This window comes from Ahniella affigens, from assembly GCF_003015185.1.
GTDB classification, from domain to species: domain Bacteria; phylum Pseudomonadota; class Gammaproteobacteria; order Xanthomonadales; family Ahniellaceae; genus Ahniella; species Ahniella affigens.
The window spans coordinates 1,828,103-1,848,755 of the sequence record NZ_CP027860.1 but is presented as its reverse complement, the minus strand read 5'-3'; the positions used below and the strand labels follow the sequence as shown (position 1 = coordinate 1,848,755).

General features: G+C 61.1%; 14 protein-coding genes, 1 tRNA gene and 1 other RNA gene. 12 read left to right on the top strand and 4 right to left on the bottom strand.

Features of this window, described 5'->3' with window-relative positions; all coding sequences use genetic code 11:
• Window positions 1-48: 48 nt before the first annotated feature.
• A complete protein-coding gene (locus C7S18_RS07215) occupies window positions 49-1,545 on the bottom strand; it encodes a cryptochrome/deoxyribodipyrimidine photo-lyase family protein (RefSeq protein WP_106890920.1) in 1,497 nt (498 codons plus the stop codon).
• Window positions 1,546-1,767: 222 nt separating this feature from the next.
• Between C7S18_RS07215 and C7S18_RS07210 the strand changes: the two genes are divergently transcribed.
• On the top strand, window positions 1,768-2,238 hold the full coding sequence (locus C7S18_RS07210; protein ID WP_106890919.1) for a MarR family winged helix-turn-helix transcriptional regulator: 471 nt from the start codon (window positions 1,768-1,770) through the stop codon (window positions 2,236-2,238).
• A 34-nt stretch (window positions 2,239-2,272) separates the two neighbouring features.
• Window positions 2,273-2,668 carry a DUF1398 domain-containing protein gene (locus tag C7S18_RS07205; RefSeq protein WP_106890918.1) on the top strand — a complete coding sequence of 132 codons (396 nt, stop codon included), beginning with the start codon at window positions 2,273-2,275 and terminating at the stop codon, window positions 2,666-2,668.
• Window positions 2,669-3,156: 488 nt separating this feature from the next.
• On the opposite strand, the gene C7S18_RS07200 is transcribed toward C7S18_RS07205, so the two are convergent.
• Complete coding sequence (locus C7S18_RS07200) at window positions 3,157-4,842, bottom strand: amidohydrolase (RefSeq protein ID WP_240623994.1); 1,686 nt, start codon at window positions 4,840-4,842, stop codon at window positions 3,157-3,159.
• A 349-nt stretch (window positions 4,843-5,191) separates the two neighbouring features.
• On the opposite strand from C7S18_RS07200, the gene C7S18_RS07195 reads away from it, so the two are divergent.
• Complete coding sequence (locus tag C7S18_RS07195) at window positions 5,192-9,619, top strand: FG-GAP-like repeat-containing protein (protein WP_106890917.1); 4,428 nt, start codon at window positions 5,192-5,194, stop codon at window positions 9,617-9,619.
• Between the two features lie 846 nt (window positions 9,620-10,465).
• Here C7S18_RS07195 and ssrA read toward each other — a convergent pair.
• Window positions 10,466-10,813, bottom strand: a transfer-messenger RNA (tmRNA) gene (ssrA, locus tag C7S18_RS07190).
• 979 nt (window positions 10,814-11,792) lie between these two features.
• Between ssrA and C7S18_RS07180 the strand changes: the two genes are divergently transcribed.
• Entirely contained in the window at window positions 11,793-11,981 is a 189-nt protein-coding gene (locus C7S18_RS07180) for a hypothetical protein (protein ID WP_106890915.1), read from the top strand.
• 218 nt (window positions 11,982-12,199) lie between these two features.
• Here C7S18_RS07180 and C7S18_RS07175 read toward each other — a convergent pair.
• Window positions 12,200-12,290: transfer RNA gene (locus C7S18_RS07175), tRNA-Ser, on the bottom strand.
• 279 nt (window positions 12,291-12,569) lie between these two features.
• Between C7S18_RS07175 and C7S18_RS07170 the strand changes: the two genes are divergently transcribed.
• The 8 genes from C7S18_RS07170 to C7S18_RS07135 all read left to right on the top strand — a co-directional run bounded on the left by C7S18_RS07170 (window position 12,570) and on the right by C7S18_RS07135 (window position 20,576).
• Entirely contained in the window at window positions 12,570-13,505 is a 936-nt protein-coding gene (locus C7S18_RS07170) for a lipase family alpha/beta hydrolase (protein WP_106890914.1), read from the top strand.
• A gap of 58 nt (window positions 13,506-13,563) precedes the next feature.
• Window positions 13,564-14,589, top strand: a complete 1,026-nt coding sequence (locus C7S18_RS07165; protein WP_170113157.1) for a lipase secretion chaperone — start codon at window positions 13,564-13,566, stop codon at window positions 14,587-14,589.
• A gap of 176 nt (window positions 14,590-14,765) precedes the next feature.
• Window positions 14,766-15,380, top strand: a complete 615-nt coding sequence (locus C7S18_RS07160; RefSeq protein WP_106890912.1) for a CDP-alcohol phosphatidyltransferase family protein — start codon at window positions 14,766-14,768, stop codon at window positions 15,378-15,380.
• Between the two features lie 117 nt (window positions 15,381-15,497).
• Window positions 15,498-17,273 carry a bifunctional alpha/beta hydrolase/class I SAM-dependent methyltransferase gene (locus tag C7S18_RS07155; RefSeq protein ID WP_106890911.1) on the top strand — a complete coding sequence of 592 codons (1,776 nt, stop codon included), beginning with the start codon at window positions 15,498-15,500 and terminating at the stop codon, window positions 17,271-17,273.
• A complete protein-coding gene (locus tag C7S18_RS07150; RefSeq protein WP_106890910.1) occupies window positions 17,270-18,553 on the top strand; it encodes a phosphatase PAP2/dual specificity phosphatase family protein in 1,284 nt (427 codons plus the stop codon). The genes C7S18_RS07155 and C7S18_RS07150 overlap by 4 nt, the downstream gene beginning before the upstream one ends.
• Window positions 18,550-18,996 carry a hypothetical protein gene (locus C7S18_RS07145; protein ID WP_106890909.1) on the top strand — a complete coding sequence of 149 codons (447 nt, stop codon included), beginning with the start codon at window positions 18,550-18,552 and terminating at the stop codon, window positions 18,994-18,996. The genes C7S18_RS07150 and C7S18_RS07145 overlap by 4 nt, the downstream gene beginning before the upstream one ends.
• Window positions 18,989-19,627, top strand: a complete 639-nt coding sequence (locus C7S18_RS07140; RefSeq protein ID WP_106890908.1) for a lysophospholipid acyltransferase family protein — start codon at window positions 18,989-18,991, stop codon at window positions 19,625-19,627. The genes C7S18_RS07145 and C7S18_RS07140 overlap by 8 nt, the downstream gene beginning before the upstream one ends.
• On the top strand, window positions 19,620-20,576 hold the full coding sequence (locus C7S18_RS07135; protein ID WP_106890907.1) for a phosphatidate cytidylyltransferase: 957 nt from the start codon (window positions 19,620-19,622) through the stop codon (window positions 20,574-20,576). The genes C7S18_RS07140 and C7S18_RS07135 overlap by 8 nt, the downstream gene beginning before the upstream one ends.
• The last annotated feature ends 77 nt before the right edge of the window (window positions 20,577-20,653 follow it).

Sequence of the window (20,653 nt, the reverse complement as noted above, 5' to 3'; positions counted from 1 at the left end):
TCGGCAGATAGGATTTATTACCACGAAAACCGTTCTTGTCGCCAAGCTTCACGACAAGCCCTCATCCGCAAACAACGACGCCTGTCGCGGCACGTCCGAATGACGCGTCGCACGGCGGCGCTTGCCGCTCGGCGGCAAACCGCTCTTGCGCGAGCCATGCTTCTTTTGCACTGCAGCCGCTTCCGCCTTTGCCCCTGCTGTCAGCCGCACGCCATAAAGCCAATTCTTCGCCTCTCGAATCGCCGTTTTCTCGTCAACAATCGGTTTCGGATACGCGCTGGTGCCGTATTCAGGAATCCACCGCCGGATGAATTCACCATGCGGATCGTGATCCAGTTGTTGCTTGCTTGGCGAGTACATCCGAAACGTGTTGATGCCAGTGGTACCCGACTGCATTTGCATCTGGCTCCAGTGAATCCCCGGCTCGAAGTCCAGAAACTGCCGCGCCAGATGAAGCCCCGGCTCCCGCCAATGCAACCACAGGTGATACGCCGCAAAGCTCACCAGCATCGCGCGCATCCGGAAATTCAACCAGCCGGTGGCATTCAATGAGCGCATGCACGCATCGACCATCGGATACCCGGTGCAACCGCGCTTCCAGGCTTCAAACCGTTGCCAGTCGAATGCGTCTTCACGCAGCCCATCGTAGCTCCGCGCAATATTTCGAAACTCGATCTCCGGCTCCGACTCCAACTTCTGCATGAAGTGGCAATGCCAGCGTAAGCGCCCGGCAAAGCCACGCAAGTGATACGCCATGCTGCGCGCATCGGCGGTGCCGAGCGACTTCAATGCAGTGATTTTCGCCTCTGTGCCCTGATGCACTTGCCGCATCGACAACGACCCAAACGCCAGATACGCACTCAACCGCGAGCAACCCTGCTCCGCCGTCAGCGGACTCGACAAATCGCGGCGATAGCGCGCCCCACGCCCGTCCAGAAACGATTGCAGACACGCATGCGCCGCGACTTCGCCGATCGCCGGCAATGGCCGGGAATCCGCATGCCCATGCTGCGCCACCAGGTCGTCCGGCCACGTACCGAGATCCAATCCCGAGATACCCCGAAATTGCTCCGGCACCACGACTTGCCGCGCATCCATCCGCTGCTGCCAACGCCGCGCCCAACCGCTGCGATCGTTCAACCGTCGCACCACGCCATTCTGCGGCGATTCGTGCCAGACCACCCCCTCGCGCCGACACCACTTCCCGACGGCGCGATCGCGCGCATACGTCCAACCTGGCCCCGTCTCCTCATGACTGTAGAGATGCGTGAAGTCAAAAACTCGCCGCAGTTCCGACAGCACCGTCGGCACCGAACCCACCCGAATCAACAGCGGCAAGCCCCGCGCCGCGAGCGCCGCTCGCAACGCCAACACGTGGCCCCGCATGAACGCCACATGTTGCGCGTCACATTCCGGACTCGTGAGCCACTCCGGCTCGACGACGAACAAAGCCACCGCCGCATCCGCGCCGGCTGCCAGGGCGAGCGGCGCGTGATCAGCAATCCGGAGATCACGTTTGAACCAGACTAGAGCTTGTTGCGGCATAGGCGTGTCAGAGCAATTCCGCGATGCTTGGCAACGCTGCGTGCAAAGGATGTGAGCGCACCGTGCATGCGCGCTGACCCCACCCAACCCGCAGCGCCGCCGGCTCGATATCGGTCGCGCCCTACCCCACTCGCCCCAAACAAACGTCAATCACTCGCACGGGCCTTGCACGCTATCAGGTTTCCATGGAAACTACTGCCACCTAGTTTCCCGGGAAACCTAATGATCACGCGCCAGACGCAGCCAGCTCCCGCACCCCTCGAAGCCCATATCGGCTTCTGGCTAAGGTTTGTCTCCAATCACGTGTCTGCACGCTTCCAACAGCACATGGCGGCCAAAGGCGTGACGGTTTCCGAATGGGTTGCGCTGCGGTCACTGTGGTCGCAAACCGATGCCACGCATGCCGCGTTGATCGAAGCCCTGGGCATGACGAAGGGCGCTACCTCCAAGGTGATTTCCCGCCTCGAAGAGAAAGGCTTGGTCGAGCGCGCGTTGGCAGACGGCCGCGCCCGCGAGCAATCCCTGCGCCTCACCGTCGCTGGCAAGAAACTGGTCCCGAAACTCGCCGCGCTGGCCGACGCGAATGACGCCCACTTCTTTGCGCACTTGCCCGCAACCGAGCGTGTTGCGCTGACCAAGATCATGAAAGACCTGGTCAAGCATCACCAACTCAAAGAATTCCCCACAGTCTAGTCACGCCCCTTCTCACATTGCACACGAGTCAGCCATGAATGACACCACCCGCGCCGCTATTCAAGCCACCTTCGACGCCTCCAACCAGGGCACCATCCACTTCGGCCAAGTGATTGGCCAGTTGGTCGCAGCCGGTGTGGAGTCCTATCACGTTGACTACCGCAGCGGCCGGACCACCTACTACCTCCCCGATGGCAGTACCGCCGATTTTAGTTTCGAGCGCCCAACAGAAGGCATTGCCGAACCCTTCGATGCCAACGCGCTCCGCGCCACGATTGTGGCTGCCCAACAAGGCCAAGTGATGTACCCCGAGTTCAAACCGCGCTCCCAACGCGCCGGCTGCGCCGCGTATACCGTCTGGATCACCGGCCGCCATGTGACGTATCTCGGACGCCGCGGCGAGACGCATGTCGAGCGGTTTCCTGACTGATATTGAGAAGAACAACGACCATGACGATCATCAAGGAAACGGCGATGTCTGTGCACAGGAATACCCAAGAATGGCGTCAACACAGCCACCGGTGCCGGATCGCGCGCATGCTCTCGTATACTTGAATAGCATTCCGATACTCATGCAACAACCTTGGGCAGTTAAGGATGAATCGAATCCAAGACAATGATCATCATGCTCGCTAGGGGGCAGCATGTTGAAACTAGTGGGTGCAAGGGTTGCGGCCCATGATGAGATGACGGTATTTGGCGTACCCTTCTGCGAACGACTCAATGATTGGGTATCGTAAGCAACCCGCTCCTGGTTCTGACGTCTGGGAGCTTTGAGCTAGTTGCTGTTGGCATGCGGCGAGATTGCCTTGGATCCTGGAATCCGCTTGCGGCTTCCAGGATGACGACAATACGGGCGCGGTGATTTGACGTGCGGCTGACGCCGGTCTGGCGGCTTTAAAGTCGGTATCGAATCAATCAGCGCCTTGCGTCGGCTTCGACACGGGGCGTCGCGCACGGTAGTGGCTCACGCGGCCAGGCACGCTCGCCGTCGACCCACGTCGATATCACTTTCAGGCCTGGAATCGCAGCGTTCTGCACGGCAAACGGATCTTGGTCCAGCACCACAAAGTCGGCCAGCATGCCGGGCTTCAATTGGCCCACTTCGGATTCGGCAAAGCCGGCCCAGGCGGCATCGCTCGTGAAGCCGCGCAGGGCTTCATACGTAGTGAGCCGCTGGTTCGGGGTCCAGCCGCCATCCGGTTGGCCCGTTTGGTCTTGGCGGCTGATCGCGGCGTATATGCCGAGGATGGGCTCGATCCGCTCGACGGGGAAGTCGGAACCAAGCGCCAAGCGGGTGCCGCGATCGCGCAAACTGCGCCAGGCATAGGCGCCGAGTACGCGGTCGGGCCCAAGGCGGGTCTCGGCCCAGGGCATGTCGCTGGTGGCGTGGGTCGGTTGCATGGAAGCGATCACATTCAGCTCGGCGAAGCGTGCCAAGTCTTTGGGCGCGAGCACTTGCGCGTGTTCGATGCGCCAGCGGCGATCACTCGCTGATTGGCCAGCGAGTGACTGGTAAAGGTCGAGCACGATGCGATTCGCGCGGTCACCGATGGCGTGGGTCGCAATCTGGATGCCGCATTGCGCCGCCTTTTGCATGGCCGTTTCTAGCGCGGATTCAGAAGTCACGAGCAAACCACGATTGCCGTGATCGTCCGCATAGTCGGCGAGCAAGGCGGCGCCGCGGCTCCCGAGTGCGCCATCGGCGTAGAGCTTGACGGTGCGCATCTGCAGTCGGCCACTGGCGTGACGGTAGCGGCCGTTTTTGCACAGCCAGGCCAACGCCGCGCTATCGCCATCCGCCATGGTGGTGAGCCGTATCGGTAAGGCGCCAGTGTCCGCCTGCGTTTTCAGCACGTTGAGGTCATCAAGTGAGGTGCCGGCATCGTGCACACCTGTCACGCCCGCGGCGAGCAAGTTGGAGAAGGCCAGTTTGTATGCAGCGGTCTTGTCTTCGGCGCTGAGCGGCGGTACCACTTGATCAATCAGCGCACTCGCCGCATCAATGAGGATGCCGGTTGGCTTGCCATCGACCCGCTCGATGTGCCCGCCATCCACTTGCCAGTCGCCGTCCAGCGAGCGGCCGATGCGTTTGATCGCAGCTGAGTTGATCCAGGTCGCGTGGCCATCAACGCGCTCCAGCACGACTGGGCGATCAGGAAACGCAGCATCCAGATCCGCAGCGCTCGGAAACTTCTGCACGGGCCAATCGTTCTGGTCCCAACCGCGGCCGAGCAGCCAGGCGTCTTTGGGGAGCTTGTCCGCAGCTGCGTTTAGGCGCGCGATCACATCGGGTAGATCGCGGGTGCCGACCAGATCGGCACGTGCCAGACTCAAGCCCAGACTCAAGACATGGCCGTGGGCGTCGATCAGACCGGGAATCACAGTGTGTCCGCGAAGATCCTGGACCGTTGCATCCGGGTGCTGCTCCGACAACTCAGCGAAATCACCGACGTCGGCGATTTTCTGGTCTACGACCAGCATGGCCTCCGCCTGGGGCCGCTCGTCATCCATCGTGTGAATGCGATCAGCGCGGATCAACAACTCGCCAGCCGACGCGCCGAAACTCAGACTCGCCGCAATGAACCACGAAAGCATGCGCATGAGGGTCACCCAAAAAGAGGCCCGCAAGTATGCACGATGTGCCCGGCAAAATGCTGCGGGCAGCGATTGCTCGCGGCAGGATCTGGTTCGGGCCATCCTCGCGCCCAGGCACCTTTGAACTGTTTCAGAGGTTCCTGAGGAATTTTCAGACCACGCTGACGGTATTTGGCCAATTCTTGCGCCTATGTGATCAGGAGCGAGGCCCCTGCCCGACTTGACCTGGTCCCAACCACAATGTTGGCTCGGCCGTCGAATTGCAGCACGCGGTCCACCGTGCAGACCGCTCGGCTGCGAACGGTGTCGCGCTCCAACATGGCATCGATGCGGTTAAATCACAGGGTGGCAGGCAATGAATCAGGAGTTCTGGGTGAGCGGTCGGTCGGCTAAAACGCAGGCGCGGTGGCAGGTATTCGGTTTGTTCGCGTCGCTCAGTTGCCTCGCGCTGGTGGCACCAGGCGCAGTCGCGCGAGCGTTGCCGTTCACCGCGCATGTGATTGACGGATCCGTCGATGCGGCGCGGTCCGTCGAGATGGCCGATCTGGATGGTGACGGCGATCTTGATCTGGTCGCGGCGGCAAATTCGGCGTCGCCGGTGTCGTGGTGGGACAACACTGCGGGCGATGGTTCGGTCTGGACCAAGCGACAAGTCAGCTCAACCGTGTCGGGTGTGCCGGTCATGCAGGCCGGTGATGTCGACGGCGACGGTGACGCCGACCTGGTTGGCACATCGCCAACCTCACAAAGCATCCTCTGGTGGGCAAACAGTGCCGGCAACGGTTCGACTTGGACGCAACATACGGTGGATGCGGCTTTTTCGACATCGGTGACGGTCGACTTGGCCGATATGGACGGGGATGGCGACACCGACCTCGTGGCCGGCACGACCTCGGGCCCGGCGATTGCCTGGTGGGAGAACACCGCGGGCAATGGCACGGCGTGGACCAAGCGCACGAGCGGCCTCACGATCACGGGCACGGTATCGGTATCGGTGATCGATATGGATCGAGATGGCGACTCGGACCTGCTTGCCGCGAGCACTGCGGCCGACGGCGTCGTCTGGTTTGAAAATACCGCGGGAACCGGCCTCGTCTGGACCAAGCGGACAATCGACACGGTGACGTCCACGCCGGTTTGGGCAGAGGCGGCCGACCTTGACGGCGACGGCGATTGGGATGTGCTCATTGCATCGGCCGGCAGCACGAATCCGGTGTGGTGGGAGAACACGAGCGGCAACGCGAACGCTTGGACGAGGCATGTGCTGAGCCCTGCATCTTCCAGTGGTTCGTCGATGACCGCCGCCGATCTCGATCAAGATGGCGACCTCGATTTGGTGTCGACCGCCGACGGTACGACCGACACCCTTGCGTGGTGGGAGAACACCGCTGGCGACGCCTCCGCATTCACTCAGCGCACATTGGCCACCAGCCTGAATGGTGCGGCCATGGCCACAGTTGCCGATGTTGACCAAGACGGCGATCCCGATGTGGTTGCCGCAGCCTTCGATGCCGATGATCTGATCTGGTGGGAAAACCAAACCATTCATCGCAGCGCGACGTTTCCGAGCAAACAGCTGGCGTTCGACAGCATTGGCGGCGCGCGCGAGCTTTCAGCAGCGGATATGGATCGTGACGGTGATCAAGACCTGCTGTTCAGTGGCGAAATCTCCGACAAGGTTTACTGGTCCGAGAACACTGCCGGCGATGGCAGCGCCTGGACCCTGCACATGATCGACGCTTTATACGAAGCACCAGTCGGGCTCGACGCGGCAGACATCGACCACGACGGCGACCTCGATGTCATGGGCGTGGGTCGCGCGGCCGATGACGTAGTCTGGTGGCAGAACCCGTCAGGCACAGGCAGCACTTGGACACGCGTGGTGATCGACAACAACTACGGAAACGCGGAGACGATCGCGGCCGCCGACGTCGATCGCGACGGCGATCTTGATGCGGTATCGGGCTCGTTCGACCACAACAATGTGGTTTGGTGGGAGAACACTGCAGGCAACGGCAGCGCCTGGACCAAGCACGTGATCGACGGCTCGTTTCTAGGCCCATACAGTGTGCGGACGGCCGACCTCGACAACGATGGCGATCCAGATGTAACAGCAGCATCGATTGGCGGCAATGAATTGGCTTGGTGGGAAAACACCGCCGGCACTGGTCTCGCCTGGACCAAACACTCGGTCGCGGCGGCGCAAACTGGCGCCCACGCGCTGTCGATTGGTGACATCGACGGCGATGGCGATCTTGACCTGGTGTCCAAGGGCACGAGCGCTACCCTTAGTTGGTGGGCCAACCCGGGCCAGGCGACCGGAGTCTGGACCCAAATCATCGTCGGCACCTCGGAAAGCAATATCTCCCATTCGGGCGTTGCCGATTTAGATAGCGATGGCGACCTCGACATCATGATGGCCACCACATTTTCCAGTAGGCTGGCCTGGTGGGAGAACACGCAGGGCGATGGCACCAGTTGGATCAGTCGCACCATCACCACTGGGTTCAATTTCATTTACTCGGTCGACGCGGGTGACGTCAATGGCGATGGTCGCCTTGATCTGTTGGCCGCTGCGCGTGGGCTCGGCGATATCGCGTGGTGGGACAACCGCGGCGGCCAGTTTGCGCTCGCCACCGTCAATCAGGCGCCTGCTCGCGCTGACAACGGCTCCGACGTGCCCATGCTCAGAGTGCACGCCACGCACCGAGGTCGGAGCGGAGACTCGGCGATGGCGCTCGGTAGCTTCGACCTGCAGCTCGAAGACGCGCTGGGCACGCCGCTGACCAATGCCCAAGCCGATGCCTTGCTCGCGCGGCTAACGGTGTATCTGGATGACGGCTCGGGCGCGTTCAATCCTGGTGGCGATATCGAGGTCGCTGCGGTGTCGACCTTTGTGCTGAACGCAGGCGGGCTCACGCTTCCCTTCGCACCCGGCCAAGCCAACACACAGATTGCGGCCGGCGCGACGCGAACCTACTTTGTAGTCGCCGAGCTCGAAGCCACGGCCGCTGCAGCCGTGCCGGACGACCTTCGAATTCGGCATCGTACCCAGGGCACCAGTTCAGCAATCGATGCAGTATCCAACTTGCCGTTGACGCTTGAGTTTGTGGCCAACACCGTGTCCAGTGGACTCGAAGTCAACGATCCACCGCTCGCACTTGACGATGCAGCAAGCCTCGCTGAAGACAGCAGTATGACTGGCAATGTGATCAACGGCACACTCGGCGGCGCTGACACGGATGAGGAAGCTGATCCGTTTACCGTGTCGCTGATCGTCGGACCAAGCTCGGGACAATTGATCGGCGGATTGGCAAGCGACGGTGGGTTCACCTATCAACCGGATGCCAATTTTCACGGAACCGATCAGTTCACCTATGTTGGCGTCGATGGCACGGCGACTGGTGACTTGGCAACCGTGACCATCACGGTGACGCCAATCAACGACGCCCCAGTTGCCCAGAATGATGCCGTGACGATGCCTGAGGACAGCGGTACGGTGACCAGCAACGTATTGGATGGCAGCGCTGGAGGGCAGGACACCGATGTCGATCAGGACACCCTGAGCGCCACTATCGTTAGTGGGCCGACGAGTGGCGCGTTGCTCGGTGGTCTCGCCAACAATGGCACGTTCACGTATCAGCCGAATGCCAATTTCAAGGGCATGGACGCATTCACGTATCAAGTCAGTGATGGCGTTACGACAGGCAATGTCGCGACGGTGACCATCACCGTATCGGCCGTCAATGATGCGCCAATCGCCGCCAACGATACGGTGAGCCTTTCGGAGGACAGCGCCGGCATCACCGGCAATGTACTCGATGGTAGTTTGGGTGGCTTGGATACCGATCAAGAATCCAATGCGCTCACCGCAATACTGGTAAGCGGGCCACAGCATGGCGCCTTGGTGAGTGGACTCGCACCGAACGGGACGTTGACGTATCGCCCCAACGCGAACTTCGCTGGTAGTGACACGCTGACGTACCAGGTCAGTGATGGCAATGCCATGAGCAACATCGCAACGGTCTCGATCACGGTGTTACCAATCAACGATGCGCCAATCGCGGTGGACGATGTCTTGGTGGTGCTGGAGGACAGTGCGGCGACCAACGCCAATGTGCTCGATGGCAGCCTGGGTGGTCTGGACACGGATCAAGAATCGACGCCCCTGACGGCGACACTGTTGAGCGGGCCGCAGCATGGCGCGCTGGTCGGCGGACTCGCGCCAAATGGCGCGTTTTCCTACGCTGCGAACCCGGACTTTTTCGGCAGCGACTCGCTGACGTATCGAGTAAGCGACGGCGACGCGTTGAGCAACATCGCAACCGTGGCGATTTCCGTGCTGCCAGTCAATGATGCGCCGAGCTTCCACGTCAACCCATCGGCAAGTGTCGGCGCGAACATGGGGCTGCAGACAGTGCCTGGGTTTGCGAGCGCGTTGTCGGCCGGGCCGGCCAATGAGGGTGATCAAGCATTGAGCATTGTGGTGATCGGCAATACCAACCCCACGCTGTTTAGCACGTCGCCGCAGATTGCAAGCGATGGCACGCTGAGCTTTGCCGTCGCACCGGGCGCCGCGGGTGTGGCGATGGTGACGGTGGTGCTGCAAGATGATGGCGGCACAAGCAATGGCGGGATCGACACCAGCATCGCGCAATCTTTTGAGATTTTGGGTGAAGCGGGCGTGGTGGATGTCCCGGCGAACTCGCAGATCGGATTGCTCGTGTTGGCTTTTGTGTTGATGCTTGTCGGATTCGCCGGGTTGCGGGCACGCGGGTATTGATTGTCCCGATCCGTCATTCCGCTTTCCAGGTTGTGTGAAAACGGTTGGCGTTTGCGGCGCCATCTCATTGTCGTCATCCCGACGAAAGTCGGGACCCAGGGCGATCTGGCCGCGGTGTCGCAAGTATTCTGGGTCCCGACTTTCGTCGGGATGACGACAACAGAGTAAGTCGCCTTGCGATAGCGTCAGACGCGATGAATGCAGCCGCCGAAGCCGCTTTCACACAATCTGGAAAGCTGGCATCTATTTTGGCTGTCGCACACTGGTCGCCTCAAATTTTGGATTCCAGCTTTCGTTGGAATGGCGATAAAAACAATGCCTCGGGTGATGTTTTATGAGAGTCCAGCCGCACCGAAGGTGCGCTGATTCGCGCATCAGACTGTCAGCGGCGATGCGAGATTTTCTCGACGTTCCAGTGTGGCAAGTAGCCCTCTCCCCAGCCCTCTCCCACTCGCGTGGGAGAGGGAGCGGCTCCCTCCCCCGCGCTGACTCGCGGGCCAGCTCCGCTGTCCAAATTTGTTCCTGACAAATTTGTGAACCCGATTGCGGGCCAGTTCCTCCCGCAGCGGGAATATGTTCGGCCCATCCATGGGCCTCACCCGCGCTGCGCGCGGGCCAGCTTCGCTGTCCAAATTTGTTCCTGACAAATTTGTGAACCCGATTGCGGGCCAGTCCTCCCGCAGCGGGAATATGTTCGGCCCATCCATGGGCCCCACCCGCGCTGCGCGCGGGCCAGCTTCGCTGTCCAAATTTGTTCCTGACAAATTTGTGAACCCGATTGCGGGCCAGTTCCTCCCCATCTTCACCAAAAAGCAAAGGCCACCCTGTTGGGTGGCCTTTTCTTTTTGGTGGAGGCGGCGGGAATTGAACCCGCGTCCGAAGAACCTACGTCCCAGGTACTACATGCTTATCGCTTCTTTGGTCTCGTTCGCAGGATGCCGAAACGCGCGCTTACCCGTGAACCAGCCTGTTGATTTTCGTCGCTACCACCCAGGCACAGGCAGCGCTTATCCGGTGATCATGACCCTTCCTTCGCGAGCACCGGTACAAGCTCGGTCGGGGCTAGGCCTTAAGCGGCCAGTGCGTAGTTGTCGTCGTTGGCAACTAAAGTTTTGCAGCTGGATTAACGAGGAAAGCTACCCCCTCGGCATGCACCCAGCGATTTCGAATCCCCCGTCGAAGCCGATCGCCCCCGGTTGAACTGGAATTGCTAGATGATTCAAGTATAGGGTCGATACGCTGGGAATCAAGTCATTGCGGATTGTAAAGGTTCAGGATTGGGTGGAGCGACTAATTTGGGGCAGTTGGCGTCAGTCCAGCGAAGTGCGGACATGTGATCAAGTCTGGTTGTCTCGATCTTGACTTGCCAGACGGGGGCGAGATTGTTCTGGGCACCGGATTAAGTCCTGAGCGACGAATCGCAGGAGCGTGTGTCTGGGCCAGACCACGACTACGAGGCTCAGCCGTCAGGTCATCCTGTCGCGATCTCGAACCCCGCCCCGGATCAAGTCCGGGGCGACGAATCGCAGGAGCGTGTGTCTGGGCCAGACCACCACCACGAGGCTCAGCCGTCAGGTCATCCTTTCGCAATCTCGAACCCCGCCCCGGATCAAGTCCGGGGCGACGAATCGCAGGAGCGTGTGTCTGGGCCCGATCGCAACTTCAAGTCGCCGAAGAGTGCGTCTACCGAAAGACACCCAATCCTCCTCTCGTCACCCCGGACTTGATCCGGGGTGGGTTTGATCTTCGCTATCAACCGGCCGTAACCCCCCTCGCTGCGCGCGGGCCGAGTCTGCAGCGGTCGCTCGCGATCGAGATGCCGGCGCCGAGATGGGTGGTCAGCGCAAGGCGCCGTGAGCGGGCCGTAGCAAGCGCTACGGCTGCGAACGGCAACGCCGCGCTGGCCAGCCAGATCAAGCCGGGGCTCGATCAGTAGGCCGAGCCTCGATGCACGGTTTTGCCTGATACGGCCTACGGCGGGCGACTGCTGCAGACGTGTCGCCGTCCAAAAATTGTTCCAGACAATTTTGTCGAACCCTGGGGGCCGGATCGTCGGTTGTGTTCAGTGAAGCCTTTTCGGCGGCCCCGGGTTCTCACGCCTTTCCTCTCCGCCAGATAACAAAAAAGCCCCGCGAGGGGGCTTTTTTGTTATCTGGCGGAGAGGGTGGGATATGTGAAGCACATCCTGTGCTTCACCCGCGCTGCGCGCGGGCCGAGTCTGCAGCAGTCGCTCGCGATCGAGATGCCGGCGCCGAGATGGGTGGTCAGCGCAAGGCGCCGTGAGCGGGCCGTAGCAAGCGCTACGGCTGCGAACGGCAACGCCGCGCTGGCCAGCCAGATCAAGCCGGGGCTCGATCAGTAGGCCGAGCCTCGATGGACGGTTTTGCCTGATACGGCCTACGGCGGGCGACTGCTGCAGACGTGTCGCCGTCCAAAAATTGTTCCAGACAATTTTTGTCGAACCCTGGGGGCCGGATCGTCGGTTGTGTTCAGTGAAGCCTTTTCGGCGGCCCCGGGTTCTCACGCCTTTCCTCTCCGCCAGATAACAAAAAAGCCCCGCGAGGGGGCTTTTTTGTTATCTGGCGGAGAGGGTGGGATTCGAACCCACGTTACGGCGGAGCCGTAAACCGGATTTCGAATCCGGCGCATTCGACCACTCTGCCACCTCTCCAGAAATGACCCCGGGTCGACGGGGGCGCGCATCATATGCGGTGTCGGCGGTTGGTTCAAGGGGGGCGGCGAAATTGCGTCGGCCGGGCCCATGGTGCGGTCCAACAATCCGCCTCCGGGCCTGTTAACAAGCGCTTCCGTCGGAAATCGGCAAGTCTTTGATGCAGCGCAAAACATTTGCTTGAAACATACGTTTGATTTTGGTGCAAAACTTGGTTAAGTTCCGATCACCGGCACCAAAAAACATTAGCCGGACCACGCCAATCTCTGGGAGGAGACCATGACCAACCGACTGCTGCTGAAGCTATTTGCACTGCTGCTCGCCTGTTTTTCGCTGCTGCCCGAAGCACAGGCGCAAACGAACTACACGAAGACGCGCTACCCGATCGTGCTGGTGCACGGGCTTTTGGGTTTCGACTCGCTGCTCGGGTTCTACGATTACTGGTATGGCATGCCTTCGGACCTTCGCTCTGGCGGCGCCAAAGTCCATGTCGCAAACGTGTCGTCCAGCAACTATTCCGAGGTTCGTGGCGAGCAGTTGATTCGGGAGCTCGATACCTTGCGCGCGGTGTATGGCTACACCAAGTTCAATCTGATCGGCCACAGTCATGGCGGCCCGACGATCCGGTATGTCGCCGCTGTGCGCCCGGACCTCGTGTCATCCATCACGTCGGTCGGCAGCCCGCATAAGGGCAGCAAGGTCGCCGATGCACTTGCGACCACGCTCCCAGCCGGCTCGCCGCTCCGTCCGCTGGTTGCGGGATTCGTCGATGCGCTCTCAACGCTGATTGAAGTGCTCTCTGGCGATAACGATCCACAATACGCACTGGGTGCCCTCGCCTCGCTGTCGAGCGCAGGCTCGGCGACGTTCAACGCCCGCTTCCCGCAGGGCATGCCGACCACGAGTTGCGGTCAAGGCGCCGCGACAGTCAACGGCATCAAGTACTACAGCTGGGGCGGCACCTCCGTTCTGACGAATATTCTGGACGCCAGCGACGCACTGATGGGTACCGGCGCCCTGTTCTTCGGTTTCGAGCAGAACGATGGCCTGGTCGGCCAATGTTCCTCGCATCTGGGTGTGGTCTTGCGCGATGATTACGGCTGGAACCACCTTGACGAAGTGAACCAGATTCTCGGACTGCGCGGCTTGTTTGCGTCGAACCCAGTGTCGGTCACTCGCGCCCATGCCAATCGCCTGAAGAATGCCGGACTCTGAACTGAACCACGCAGCATCCCAGAAGGCCCCGGCCCGGTTACGACCGGGCCGGATTCTTTTGTACGCCATTCTCATGTTTGTCGCGATGGTTATCGCGTCGATCGTCTGGCGGCTCATCCATGGCGCAGCCGATGTGATGCTGCCGCCAGCTCCCTCCGCAGTGGCCGTACCAGCCCCTACCGATGAAACGACGGCAACTTCGACCAGCCCGGATCTACAGACAGCGCCAGCAGCTTCGACGCTCGCGGCAACCAGCACGCCCGGCGTAACTGCAGCCGATCTGGCACCACCATCGCTGCGCGGGTCCGAGGTCGATGGCAGCCTGACAATTGCCAACGGTCGCGTGCTGCCCAATCTGGAACTGCGCCGTCTATTTGACTATTTCCTGACTGGGCTCGGCGAGATGGATGTGCCAGCCATTCGCAACTGGCTGCAGGCTTACGTCCGCGAGCGTTACGGCGATGCGGCCGTTGCCGAAACGCTGAGCTTGTTCGACCGGTATGTCGAACTCGGTCTAGCCTCGGCAAGCGCCGAACTCAACGCGCTTGACCAACGCCAACGCCTTGCTGCCTTGAAAGCACTCCGCACCAAGCTGCTCGGCTCGGAGATGGCCGCCGCCTTTTTCGCTGAGGAAGAGCAGTATCTGGGGTATACCCTCGATCGGCTCGACATCCTGAACAATGCAGCGCTCAGCGAAAGCGAGCGCGATCAAGCGCTGCAGGCACTCGAAGCACAATTGCCACCGACGGTTCGCGAATCGATCCATCAAGCCACGCTCGGAGTGGTCGCGGAAGAACAAACGCGCGAGCTGGACGCCCGCGGTGCCGACGCCGCCACCCGGCACGCCGAGCGTGAGGCCCTGGTCGGTCGCGACGCCGCCGATCGCCTCGCGACGCTCGATCAGCAGCGTGCGCTGTGGGATCAGCGCGTGGCGGCGTACAAGGCCGAGCACGCCCGGATCATGAGCCTCACGGGACTAAGCGCCGATACTCGGCAACAGCAGCTTGCCGCCTGGCTCGCTCAGCAGTTCACTCCCGAAGAGCGCACGCGCATCGAGGCACTGCAAGCCATCGGCGCCCTGTAGCCGCCCTCGATCCTGGTAACCGTACGAACCGATCACTCCGGGTCGTTTCGGATGGTCATTGTCCGCTTTGGCGCCAAATTCCGTTTACTCCCAACGAGGGCGTTGCGACCGCCACGGTTCGTCAGGATTCGCGCCGCCAGTTCGCAGCCCACCCTCACGCCAATCCAGAGTCCACCATGTCCATTTACGCCCTCAAGCCGAAGTTTCAGAATCTGCTCCGTCCGCTCGTCCGCCTGTTGTATCGACTTGGCGTGACCGCAAACCAAGTCACCGTATTCGCGGCGCTGGTGTCGGTGGCGATTGGCCTAGGCTTGTTTTGGGTCACAAGCCCGCGCATCTGCTTTCTGGCGATTCCGATCTGGTTCTTTCTTCGGATGGCGTTGAATGCCATCGACGGCATTCTGGCCCGTGAGTTCGGCCAGCAATCGCGGCTTGGCGCGTATCTGAATGAGCTGACTGACGTGATCTCAGACAGCGCGATGTACCTGCCGTTTGCGCTTATCGCGCCATTCAGCGGGTTTTGGATCGGCACGATCATCGTGCTCGCCGCAATGACCGAAATGACCGGCGTGCTCGGTCAAGTCATCGGACGGACGCGCCAATACCAAGGCCCAATGGGCAAGAGCGATCGCGCCTTCGTATTTGGGGCGCTCGGTCTCGCCGTGGCGATCTGGCCGACCCTGCCGGCGTGGCTCGGGTGGCTCCAAGTGCTACTGGTTGTGTCGCTTGGCTGGACGGTGTGCCGTCGGATTCGCGCTGGTCTCAATGATCAGGCACAAACGCTGACATGAACATGGCGTCGCTGGCGGGTCGCCACGCCGAATTTCGTATCCACACTTGGAACGTGCGCACCGCCGAATTGATGTATGGACCAAACCATGACCCTTAATCCGACCGAATCCACTGCTATGTCCGAAGCTGTCCAGACCGATGCCGCAACCGATGCGGGAAGCGTGCAAACCGCGCGTTTCCGCGTTCACGACGGCCTGGATCTGTTCTATCAATACCGAGTGCCAACCGCTCCACGCGGTGCCGTTGTCTTGCTGCACCGGGGGCATGAACACTCCGGTCGGATGCTGCATGTCGCCGACGAACTGGGGCTGCCAGACCTCGCTTACTTCGCCTACGATGCCCGCGGCCTCGGCCAATCGCCTGGCGTGCGCGGCGATGCCCCCGATTTCGCGACGCTAGTGCGTGATCTGGAGACATTCGTCACGCACATTCAGCAGCATCATGGAATCGCGCGGGCCGACATCGTGGTCGTCGCCCAGAGCGTCGGCGCCGTCGTGGCAAGCGCCTGGGCGCACGACTACGCGCCAAAGATTCGCGGCCTCGTGCTCGCGTCGCCGGCGTTCTCCGTAAAACTGTACGTGCCGTTCGCCCGCCCTGGCCTCGCGTTGCTGCACCAGTGGTTCGGTAACTTCTTTGTGAACTCCTACGTCAAGGCGCGATTCCTGACGCACGATGCGGTGCGCATTCAATCATACGAGCAAGATCCGCTGATCACGCGGCCCATTTCAGTCCGGATTCTGCTCGGATTGTACGAAGCCGCTGATCGCGTGGTAGCCGATTCGAGTGCGATTCTGCTTCCGACCCAGTTGCTGATCTCAGGTGCCGATTGGGTCGTTCGCGCCGAACCACAGCATCGGTTTTTTGCCGGACTCGCAAACCCGCGCAAAGAATGTCACGTGTTCAAAGGCCTGTATCACGACACACTAGGTGAACGTGACCGCGCCCCGGTCATGTCCAAAATGCGGACGTTTATCAAGGGACTGTTCGAACAGCCGACGCCGCCGTTGGATGTTTGCAATGCCGATCGACTCGGCCCAACGTTCGATGAAGCGCAGGCGTTGGCCAAGCCGTTGCCTGCCTGGTCACCGCGGGCCTGGTACTGGTCGGTCACGCGCCTTGGGCTTCGCGTCGGCGCGTGGGTCAGCAAGGGTCTGGCTTTGGGCCAGGAGACTGGGTTTGATTCTGGCAGCACCCTCGACTACATCTACCAGAATCAAGCGCGTGGCTGGCCAATATTGGGTACCCTGATTGATCGGGTGTACCTCAATGCCATTGGCTGGCGCGGGATCCGCATACGCAAGCTGCATCTGGAGGAACTGCTGCACCAGGCGGTCAATCGGCTGCATCAACAACGCCAGCCGGTGCGCCTGGTGGATATTGCCGCCGGTCACGGTCGTTACGTCGTCGATGCGGTCAAGCGGCTCACCAGCAAGCCGGATCACATGCTGCTCCGCGATTACAGTGAGCGCAATGTTCGCGACGGCCAAGCTCTGATCAATGCGGCTGGCCTCGGTAGCCGTGCCCATTTTGCCCTGGGCGATGCGTTCGATCGCGAAAACCTCGCGGCGCTGGTGCCAGCGCCTACCCTCGCGATAGTCAGCGGTCTCTACGAGTTGTTTCCGGACAACCACGCGGTCGCGCAATCCTTGGCTGGCCTCGCCGATGTGATGCCGCGCGGCAGCTATCTGATCTATACCTGCCAACCCTGGCACCCGCAGTTGGAACTGATTGCGCGCGCGTTGACCAGCCACCGGCAAGGTCAGGCGTGGGTCATGCGCAGGCGCTCGCAGGCGGAAATGGATCAGTTGGTTGCGGCAGCCGGGTTCGAAAAGGTTGAGCAGCGCATCGATTCGTTTGGCATCTTCACCGTCAGCCTGGCTTTCAAGCAATGAGACACTGGCGCCTCGGAGCAAAGTGGCTGGCGTTTCTCGGGCCGTTCTTCTATGTGACTTACGGCCTCAGCAATTACGTTGCGAGTCTGCGTGAGCCAATACTGAGCTTTGTCATGGCATGGGAGCGGCACGTGCCGTTCCTCGCGTGGACCATCATCCCGTATTGGTCGATCAACCTGTTTTACGGGCTCTCGCTCTTCTTGGCCCGCAGCGAATTCGAACTCGGGCGACACGCACGAAGATTGCTCACCGCACAAGTCATTGCCGTTACGTGCTTTCTGTTGTTCCCAATGAAAGCGACCTTTGCGAAACCCGAAACCGATGGCTTGGCCGGCTTCATGTTCGAGGCCCTCGGCAGTTTCGACAAGCCCTACAACCAGTGGCCGTCATTGCACATCGCGCTGTTGATGATTCTCTGGGACTTCTACAGACGCCTGCTGCCACCCTGGGCCAAGCCCGTGTTGCACGCGTGGGCATTGCTCATCGCCGGGTCGGTGCTCACGACCTACCAGCATCACGCGATTGATGTGCCAACAGGCGCGATGCTTGGCCTGATCTGCCTGTGGCTCTGGCCGTTGGACCTCAACACGCCGCGTCCGCAATGGCAGGGTTGGCAGGGCGGACGTGCCGGTTGGTTCGCGGCCGCTTACGCCACGGGCGCAGCGGCGTGTCTCTGCGGGGCGTTGCTCTGGCCTCGACACGCGCTGATCCTGATCTGGCCAGCCCTGGCACTGCTGCTGGTTGCCCTCGCCTACGCCGGATTCGGCGTCGGTGTGTTTCAGAAATCAGGAGATGGTCGAGTCAGTCTCGCCGCAACTTGGTTGCTCGCACCGCACCGATTGGGTGCCTTTATCAACAGCCGTCTCTGGACGCTGGGTGGCGCGGCCGCCGTCCCCGTGACTGACCGCCTGTGGGTGGGTCGCTGGCCAGATGCGACAACGCGAGGCCAGTTCGAACAGATCATCGACTTGACGGCTGAGTTGCCACAGGCCGGCGCTGCGGCACGGGCCTTACCCGCATTGGACTTGTTGCCACTATCCATGCACACCTTGCAGTCGGTCAGTGCCGAAATCGACCTGGCGCTCTCGGAGCGCGGTCGGGTCCTCGTCTGCTGTGCGTTGGGTTATTCGCGAAGCAGCGCCGCAGTGCTGGCCTGGCTCCGGACCAGCGGACGGGTCGGCTCGTTTGAACAAGCGTTCGCAGAACTCCGTGCCAAACGCCCCGAACTGGTGCTGGGCGCCGAGCAACTAGCTGCCTTACGGGCGTTGCCGGCACCATGAACCCCGACGAACAGGCCGCGCTCGATGGCGCAAGCGCGTCGGTGATGGCCGCCATGCTTGCCGCGGCGAAAGGGCCAGCCTGGTTCAGCGCCGTCCTGCAGGGGGTAACACTGCTTGGGCACTCACTCTGCATCACCGACCAATCGATCTGGGTCAGTACAGCGGCCGCAGTGCTGCTGCTCTGGCAACTGCTGCTAGCCTGGCGGATGGCGCTCGACGCCCACCTGTTCCATGCTTTCGCATTGTCCGCACTGTCGCCGTCGAACCTGGATGACGTCTTGTCCGAGATGGGGCGCCACAAACAGGTCAGCGCCGATCGCAGCATGACGGATCGCGTGCGCGGCGGTTGGCGCCTGCTTCGTCAACAAGCGCTATTGACCTCGCTCACGCTCGCGCTGATGCTTGCAAGCAACGTCCTGATGCCGAGCGCGCCCCATGTTTGAACGCCTGTTTGCCCAGGCCATTGTGAGCTTTGCACGCACCTTGACGGGCGTGCACGCCTGGTGGCGACAGCCGCTGCCGGCGCGCCCCGGTCGGGTGTACTTTGGCAATCACAATAGTCATGGCGACTTCGTGCTGCTTTGGTCCTGCTTAACCGCCCACGAACGGTATCGCACGCGCCCGGTCGCCGGTGCCGACTACTGGAACAGCTCCGCTCTGAAACGCTACGTAGCCAGTCGCGTGTTTCGCGCCCTGCTGATTGATCGCACCAAAGCCGCACCGGGCGAACAGCGCCCAGATCCGGTTCAGCAGATGGCGGCCGCGTTGGCGGCGGGCGATTCGCTGATTTTGTTTCCAGAAGGCACGCGCAATTTGAGCGATCAGAAACTGCTGCCGTTCAAGTCGGGCTTGTTCCACGTGCAAGAGACCCATCCGGACGCCGAACTGGTGCCGGTTTGGATCAGCAATCTGAATCGCGTCATGCCGAAGGGCGAACTGATTCCCCTGCCATTGATCTGCTCGGTGCACTTTGGTGCCCCGCTCACCAAGGTTGCGGGCGAGGACAAGGCCACATTCCTCGCGCGTGCGCAATCTGCCCTGCTCGACCTCGACCCGGACCGCGACCATGCTTAACTGGCAATCCTATTGGCATAGCGAAACATTGCGCGTGTTTTTGGTGGCCTGCGCAGTGCTGACGGTGGCATCGAGCATTGCCATGGTGCTGCGCTGGCGGATCGCCAAGGGACAGCCGCACGCAGTGATCGACAATCTGGTCGCGCGCATCAACGCCTGGTGGTGGATGGTCGGATTGCTCGGCGCGGCGTTTCTGTTCAAGCGTGATGGCGTGATCGTGCTGTTTGCGCTAATCAGCTTTCTCGCACTGCGGGAGTTCATTACGTTGACCCAGACTCGCCGTGGTGACCACGCTGCGCTCGCCGTGAGTTTTTTCATTGCATTGCCGGTGCAGTTCTTTCTGATCTGGATCGAGTGGTATGGGCTTTGGTCGATTCTGATTCCGGTCTACGCATTCTTGCTACTGCCGATTCTCGCGGCATTGTCAGCCGACACGACCCGATTCCTGGAGCGCGCCGCGAAAGTCCAGTGGGGCCTGATGATCTGTGTGTTCTGTCTGTCGCACGTACCGGCCCTCGTCACTTTGGAGATTCGCGACTACGGTACGCGCAATTTGCTGCTGATTGCGTTCCTGATCATCGTCGTGCAAGGCAGTGATGTGCTGCAGTACATCTTCGGCAAGTTGTTCGGCAAGCACCTGTTGGCGCCTGCGCTATCGCCATCGAAGACTTGGGAAGGCTTGATCGGCGGCATCCTCTGTGCCACTGCGCTTGGCGCCGCGTTGTATCGCCTGACGCCGTTCACGCTTTTACAGGCTGCATCGATCGCGTTCGTGATCTGCCTGATGGGTTTTCTCGGCGGATTGGTCATGAGCGCCATCAAGCGCGACCGTGGCGTCAAGGACTGGGGCCATCTGATCGAAGGCCATGGCGGTGTGCTCGATCGTATTGACTCGCTCGTGTTTGCGGCGCCGATCTATTTTCATGTGATTCGATTCTGGTGGACCTGAGCGGACGCGCGGCATGGCTGGTTGCATAATAAGCGGCCGCTGAACTGATCCCGCGCACATTGTCACCAATTGGGAAC